The 7084-nt window shown below is 35.1% G+C and carries 9 protein-coding genes and 1 pseudogene; 5 read left to right on the top strand and 5 right to left on the bottom strand.

What is annotated here, in order from left to right; translation table 11 throughout:
• The first annotated feature begins 328 nt into the window (after nucleotides 1-328).
• The 3 genes from IPI31_19845 to IPI31_19835 all read left to right on the top strand — a co-directional run bounded on the left by IPI31_19845 (nucleotide 329) and on the right by IPI31_19835 (nucleotide 2035).
• Nucleotides 329-790, top strand: a complete 462-nt coding sequence (locus tag IPI31_19845; protein ID MBK7570066.1) for a DUF2971 domain-containing protein — start codon at nucleotides 329-331, stop codon at nucleotides 788-790.
• Nucleotides 791-825: 35 nt separating this feature from the next.
• Complete coding sequence (locus tag IPI31_19840; GenBank protein ID MBK7570065.1) at nucleotides 826-1209, top strand: hypothetical protein; 384 nt, start codon at nucleotides 826-828, stop codon at nucleotides 1207-1209.
• 397 nt (nucleotides 1210-1606) lie between these two features.
• The gene (locus tag IPI31_19835) at nucleotides 1607-2035 is read left to right on the top strand and encodes a hypothetical protein (protein ID MBK7570064.1); all 429 of its coding nucleotides are present in this window, start codon (nucleotides 1607-1609) and stop codon (nucleotides 2033-2035) included.
• 357 nt (nucleotides 2036-2392) lie between these two features.
• On the opposite strand, the gene IPI31_19830 is transcribed toward IPI31_19835, so the two are convergent.
• The gene (locus IPI31_19830) at nucleotides 2393-2557 is read right to left on the bottom strand and encodes a hypothetical protein (GenBank protein MBK7570063.1); all 165 of its coding nucleotides are present in this window, start codon (nucleotides 2555-2557) and stop codon (nucleotides 2393-2395) included.
• Nucleotides 2547-3296 carry a hypothetical protein gene (locus IPI31_19825; protein ID MBK7570062.1) on the bottom strand — a complete coding sequence of 250 codons (750 nt, stop codon included), beginning with the start codon at nucleotides 3294-3296 and terminating at the stop codon, nucleotides 2547-2549. Before IPI31_19825 ends, IPI31_19830 begins: the two co-directional genes overlap by 11 nt.
• 685 nt (nucleotides 3297-3981) lie before the next feature.
• On the opposite strand from IPI31_19825, the gene IPI31_19820 reads away from it, so the two are divergent.
• Nucleotides 3982-4524 (top strand): hypothetical protein, encoded by a 543-nt coding sequence (locus IPI31_19820; protein ID MBK7570061.1) that lies wholly within the window; start codon nucleotides 3982-3984, stop codon nucleotides 4522-4524.
• Nucleotides 4525-4699: 175 nt separating this feature from the next.
• A complete protein-coding gene (locus tag IPI31_19815; protein MBK7570060.1) occupies nucleotides 4700-5044 on the top strand; it encodes an ABC transporter in 345 nt (114 codons plus the stop codon).
• A gap of 38 nt (nucleotides 5045-5082) precedes the next feature.
• Here the strand turns inward: IPI31_19815 and IPI31_19810 are convergent, their stop codons facing one another.
• From IPI31_19810 to IPI31_19800, 3 genes and pseudogenes are all read right to left on the bottom strand, one after another.
• The gene (locus IPI31_19810) at nucleotides 5083-5406 is read right to left on the bottom strand and encodes a hypothetical protein (GenBank protein ID MBK7570059.1); all 324 of its coding nucleotides are present in this window, start codon (nucleotides 5404-5406) and stop codon (nucleotides 5083-5085) included.
• Nucleotides 5407-5546: 140 nt separating this feature from the next.
• Nucleotides 5547-6499, bottom strand: a pseudogene (locus IPI31_19805) (nucleotidyl transferase AbiEii/AbiGii toxin family protein).
• A complete protein-coding gene (locus IPI31_19800) occupies nucleotides 6499-7083 on the bottom strand; it encodes a hypothetical protein (protein ID MBK7570058.1) in 585 nt (194 codons plus the stop codon). Before IPI31_19800 ends, IPI31_19805 begins: the two are co-directional and overlap by 1 nt.
• Between the last annotated feature and the right edge of the window lies 1 nt (nucleotide 7084).

Below are 7084 nucleotides of genomic sequence, written 5' to 3'. Positions count from 1 at the left end.
GGTAATACAGGCATCGGTATGCCCATTGATAAGGGGTTGACGAAAAAATTATTTATAATTATTACTATCAGCCAGCTCCTAATGGTGAATATGCACATTTTACCGACTTGGTGGCACTTGAATCAATCCTTAAAAGTAAAAAGATTCGCCTTACTTCTACTATTAAACGGAAGGATGATCTCGAGTTTGCCTTATTTTATGAAGATCATGATATTGAAGGTTTCAAAAGACCAATTGATGCTTCAACTCGGAAAAGCGTTGATGAATGATTTGTTTTACCTTTCCTTAAACTGAAAACAAAGAGCCTTCAATTGATATTAAAAGAGGTATGTGGCAGCATTTTGGAAAGATGGGTACTGGAGTTAAGTTAATATTTGATATTGTTACAACTCATGTTGATTTTAGAACAGTATATTACCCAAACTCTCCATATTCAGTAAATAAGCAACTTGTCTCTAAACTCATTGAACGTATCAATACGGTGTTTGGAAAGCCTTTTGTTTTTAATTCTATTTCAAAATTTGGTTCTTTCTATATTCATTCAGCCTTTGATGATGAATGTGAAACAAGGTATTTGGTGAAGCGGTTCTCAGATGATTATCCATTCCCTTTTATTGTACAGTATCATAATACTATTCCGTACATTGAATTAGACTTCGTAAGTCCTTGGGGTGCTTTGCTGCCAATTAAGGTTCAACCTGGTTTAAATTGCGATCGTACCGAAGTACAAAGGATAGTTGATGAATCTGGCTTAACAGTTGAAGTTCTGCCAAATGCAATTTCCTTATAAAGCAAATAAGGCATTATGAGAATAGCAATATTGGTTTGGGGTTCATTGTATTGGGACCCTCGTATTTTGAAACAACAAACGAATGGTTTAAAGATGGTCCAGCACTGCCGATTGAATTTGCAAGAATATCAACCGGAAATCGTTTAACACTTGTAATAAAGCCAACCTTTGATAACGTAACAACTCTGTATGCTCAATCAGCATTTGATAATTTCAATGATGCCAGGGAAAATTTACGAGCACGAGAAGGTACGGTGAATATTAATAATATTGGATTTATTGATTTTGTAAATAACACTCAGCTGGTAAGGCAAGCAAATGGGTTTGCAATAGATTTAATTCGCCAATGGAATGAAGAAAAGAAATTTGATGCAGTTCTTTGGTCGGACTTTTCGCCTAGATTTACTGATGCAACTTAATCAACAGTTTACAATTCAAAATGTAATTACTTTTATTGAAAATCTGCCTGATGAAGAAAAAAAACTTCGGCACTGCAATATATCAGGAATACACCTACAAATAACTACACGTTTTAGAAATGCAATAGAACAGCAATTTGTAGGGGCATAATTTTAAAAATAAAAAACAAAGCAAAGTTAGGGCGGCACACACAAGCCCACCCAGTTAAAAAACCAAAAGACTACGGCATAAACACAAGGCCACCGCACAAGGCCATCATTTATTCCGTTTCCTTTTGGTTTTTTGCATTTGCCGCCCTTTCAAATGGCTTTCTTTTTTCTTTTTTTTTCGGTTTTTTTCTTTCTTCTTTTAAAAGTGTATGCGAAGCGAAGCGGAGCAAAATTAAATGCTCTTGCTATGCACAGTCCAAAGTTTCAAACGTACAGCCCAAAAAATCAAGCCACAGAGTTTGAGTTTTACATCCTTTGCAAAGGATTAAACAGCGGTAAGCCTCTTACTGCACCATGTCCAAATTCATTTGTTTGCATCTGCAAAAATCAAAAGCAAAAGGATTTTTATTTCTGGCTGCTATTCGGTTTGTGGAAAGCAAAGCATTTTCATCAGTTGCTCACTGGTTCCGTTATTCCGTTTATTCGGATTGCTGAATTTAAGCAAGAGGTAAGCACTCAGGCAGCAGTGGTAAGCACACAGGAAAGCGAATACACCGCAACAGTTGATAAAATCAAGCAGCTGGAAGAAAGGGAAAAGAATATCCGGCAGCAATTGGCTTTAATCAATGATTTGAAAAGAGCCATGATATACCGGCACTTAAAAAGCAAAATGTAGGGCAGCCCCTTACATGATACTGCTCGTTGCATAAATAAATTTTAATGTGCAAAGGTAGCATGGCGGGCAGACGCACAAAGCCAACCTAAAAAAACCAAAAGACTACGGCATAAACACAGACCCACCGCACAAGGCTATCATTTATTCCGTTTCCTTTTGGTTTTTTTATCCGCCATGCTGAGAGATGCACATAAAATTTATTTATTATGCAAAAGCATCCTCGTATCAGTTCCGGCAGCCATCCAGGCATTTGCCCATTTACTCCGCAGGTCCTTCATCAGTTCTTGCAGCTTTCACCTCATGCATATAGCCGCTATGTTCGCAAGTCGGCTATCATTGCCCAGCATCACACAGGCGTTAGGGTTTATCGCCTTCCTTGTGGTTGTTGCCTTTGGCGTTATCCATCAGGTGTTCGCCAGCTTTCAGCATTGCCCTTTTAGGGGCTTTGCTTAAAAGAAAAAGCCCCACCAAATCGGCAGGGCTTTTTCCTAACTGAAAGAACGAACAATTTTTACGCAGCATCAACGATGTTCAGCACGTTGTATGAGCCATTTTTAAGCGAATACTGAATACCATTCACTTCCTGAAAGAACTCAATCAGCAACAGGTAAAACTTTGTTCCTGTGCCAGCGGGAACACCGGCAGGAGTAAGTGTTACAGGAGTGTTGGTTCCATCAATCGGCAAGTTGGTAACAGGACTGTACTCAATTGCACTGATTTCATTGGTGAAGTCAACATTTGCAAAAGCACCTTTCATGCTGATATGCGTAGCACCTGAAGGATACGAAATATCATTAATCGGCACAAAGGCAGGAATGTTGATTACCCCGGTAAGAGGCACAACCGTAAAGGGTGCAAACATCACACCACTCAAAAGAGCTTTGTCGTTGAAATCAAAATCTTTCAACAAAGCCAATGCAGCAGGATCAGCAATACCATCAGCAACGGTACGTTCACCACGAGGAGAAGCCACATCGTAATTTTTGATTTGCGTCATGATTTGCGTTAAACGACTGGTAACACGATTGTCAGCAGCGTTCATCATCAAATTACGAACTGCATTGCGAAGAACTTTACCGGCAGTTGCGGAGCTTCCAAATTCACTACCGTTTTCACGGGTACGTTGAAAATTTGGGTCATTTGCAATACGGTCAGCAGAAACACCACCTTTGGTTTTCACCAGGTGGCCATCTTGTGTTTTGTAGAAGGTTAACTCATCCAGAGTTCCTTCAATTTTTAGAATACCTTTTAATTTTGCCATTGCTTAAAATTTTTATGAGTTAGTAAAACCGTTTCTTTTTTAGCTGTTTTATCAGCATTTGAAAACAAAAATAGAAGCAGTATTCAGGCTATGCAAAAGTTGAAAGTCATCCGTTCCGTTTCTTCCGCATTATTCCAACAAACACACTTTCACCGCCTATGAAAATGATTTATATTTGCAGTATCACTTTCATATTTGAAGTATATCATCGGTATGGATAGTGTATTAAGAAGTATAATTGAAATAATGAATAGACTGTGCATTTATCCGAAGGACATTCAGGTAATCACAGGCAGAAGCGACAGGTATGGAAGAAACCTCATCAAGAAGATTAAAGATCACTTTAAGAAGCAGCAGCACCAAGTTGTTACTGTTGATGAGTTTTGCCAGTACATGGGCTTGCAACGGGAAACAGTTGCAAAGCAACTTAGGTAAGTAGAAATCTTATCTTTGCTTTTGTCTATGATAAGGCACAGCACACCCTTGCATGAACAAATATTTTTCTTTTCTTTGTGTAGCGTTTTCCCTTGCTTAATCAGTTGTTGTTGGCTATTTGTTGCCCAATCTTCGGAAAGCCCTGATATATAAGGGTTCACTATTTTTTGTATCGGAAAGTAACCTGATCATAATTAAAATTTTACTACCTTTCCCAGCTAATAAATCTTTTAATCAAAAACCCACTTTTATGAGAAACGTTTTATTTACATGCCTTTTAATGGTAACAAGTTGCACATTTTTTTATGGACAAGATGCAAAAAGCGAGGAAACCAAAATTGATGCTTTTGCCTCAAAAACTGGAACTATTATTAAATTTATTGACTACGAACTGCCAAATATAAAGTTAACATTGGGGGCATTTGCAGAAACGAAGGTAAGAATATTAGCAAGCGGTTCAGACACATTGTATTTTTATCAAATGGAAAAATCAACACAGTATAGCACGAAAAAAGCATCAATTGAATATTCAGATTTATTGGAGGTTATTAAAGCACTTTCACTACTTAAAGAAGCATCTGTAACTGATTTAGCAATGAACCCTGATTATTTAGAAAACAAATTTGTAACAGAGGATGGCGCTCAAATAGGCTATTACGTAAGTGATGGTTCAATAAAATGGTTCATAAAACTTGAAAAATATGGTTCAGATACAAATATTTTTATAAATGATTTTGCACTTATCGAAGCTGCTTTTAATGGGGCGAAAACTAAAATTGAAGAGTTAAAATAATAATATTTTTTTACCAGTCGCCCAAAATGCCTTTAATCTTAGTATATTAAGGGTAATTTGTATAGTGAAAGTATATTTTTTTATAAAACATCGAAATAACTTTAAACCACCCTGCAAAATTGGTAGTATTTACTTTTATTTAATTTGAAAAACATACACTCTAAAATTTGTATAAATGAAAAAACTATTTTTCTATCTTATTACTGTATTTATAATTACTGGATGCGATAATAATAAAAAGGAATTATACAAAGAAACTGATGCCTTTGTTGAATCATTACATACTACATTTGAAAGTTATGGAATGAATGGTCTGAAATATGCCAAAACAACAAGTGATGGTTTATACACTATAATGCCGATGGGTAGGCTAATTAATGTAAAAATTGAAAAATCTGTAGAAGATAAAGTGTATGAGGATTTAAGGAAAGATTTAGAGAAGCACTACCACAATGATTCAAGGGTAAATAAAGTTTATATCAATCAAGGGGGAACTGTTATGATTGATTGTAGAAACTGAATAAAAAAACAAATAAAAACGTAAATTAAATACGAATATTATCCTTGATACCAAAGTCCATCTATTTCATTTGCATTAACCTCAAACTGCATTGATTCGTCTAAAACAAGTTCATATTTATTAATGGTTGTACCCAATTCTGATTTAACATAATGTAACTCCTTTAGCTCATTTACAGTAGCTCGATATGCCTCAACTGTAACATCATCGGGCAGCTCGCTGTTATTTTCCACGTCGTATTGTTTTCTTGCATCAATTATTTTTTTCTCCTGCGCACCGCTAATGGCATAATAAACTTCCTTCCCATACATTTTGTATGGTTTATATTTAGATGGGTCAAACCGCATTACAGTCCCGTACATATCTTTTTTTACAAAAATACAAAAACCTTCAAATTTGACCCTTTTTGTACCTCAAGTATGCAAACACGAGTATAGCAATGGTTCTTACTTTCTGTATTAGGAAGTGATAATTATCGAAGAGAGCTAAAGATTTTAACCTTTTACAAACGTGGAAGATTGGTTTTAATATTGTTTATTATTTCTTCAAAATTAGGTTGTCCTTTATAATATAAATTTTTGGTCTCCAAGAACCTTTTTTTTAATTCCTCTAGTAATTCTTTATCGTTCAAAAGGAAAGCTTCATTTGAAGAAATTGATACTTCAGAATCTTTGCCATTTATTCTTTTTAATTTATGCCCTTCATATTCTTCAGTGCCTATGAATTCATTTACAATCGGGTTATTTAATAGATCTGAAACATCTGAATAATGTCGTAAAAAATTTTTGTTTCTAATACCAGTTTCCTGTTCTTTTCGGAACTTCCTAATAATTGTTTGTAATTTTTCGACAAAAGTATAACCAGGATGGTAACATAATATATCTTTTGCACGGTTGTCAATAAAAACATCACCAAGATTCGAACTGGCCTTATCATAAGCCCAAGAACTAATTGTTCGGGGTATATTTGGCGTTACCGTATCGAAACCTACCTCAAGCAATATTCCTTCCTTGCTTCCTTCAATACTTGGAATTTTAGCATCGTAGGAAAGTCTTATCCCACCACTTAAGTAATTGTGGGAATCAAATTGTTCATCACGGTTAATTGATATTATACCTTCAATTTTAATTTCTTCTGCTAATTTATCATAGAATTTTTTTCTGGTATCTAAATTTTTTTTACTTTCATTATTTGGATTTTCATTTATATTCAATGCATCTGGTGGTTTTATATGAATATCTATATCTTCAGAGAACCTATTAATTATTCCGAAACCTTTTGATAAGGATGTGCCTCCCTTCAATTCAAATTCATAACCAAGCTTTTTAAACTATATAAAACATGCATTATCCAATAATCCTTTTCAATTAAACTTGCATTTATTCCTTTTTCTGACTCAAGGATTTCTAATAATGATTTAAATTCCGCGTGATTGTGTAAATAATCTAAGTTCATTAAGGAAGGTTTTGATTTAATAAAGGCATTAACAGTTTTTTGGTTTTAACATTTCCGAACCTCGTAAGTGATCTTTTCATTTGCGTTTTATTCACCAATAATACTCTTGACTTTACCCGTTCTAAAATTTTGTTTTGATCTTCTGAAAGTTGGTCCAGATTGTTAACCAAATCCACTAATAAAAACTCCTGACTTGCTTTTAAAGGGAAATCTGGTCTCTTTTTGAAATTAAAAGTTCGCCCTCCCAATCTTACTATCTCATGTCGTTTGTGATTATACACTATCCTTTCATTATAAAGCTGGGTTGTTCCAACACCTAAAGAATTATAAGCATTAAAAGAAGTAAGTACAAACCTTTTCTCTTTTAAAAAAGCTGTTACAAGAGCAGTTTCGTCTGGTGGTGTTTTTCCGAAAACTGAAACCATCGGCATATAATATAGGCCCTGTGAGAGTTTCACAAGCACTTCTTCATCCAACAGCTCTTTCAGGTGTCTGTCCACTGATTTTGACCATTTTTCAAGGTCTTCCCTCCGGTAAACTTCACCTGTTTTCAAGTTATTTCTAAAGTCCTTAAGCTTTGTCATA

This window comes from Bacteroidota bacterium, assembly GCA_016706865.1.
Lineage (GTDB): Bacteria > Bacteroidota > Bacteroidia > Chitinophagales > BACL12 > UBA7236.
This window is presented reverse-complemented; position numbering and strand designations above follow the sequence as displayed.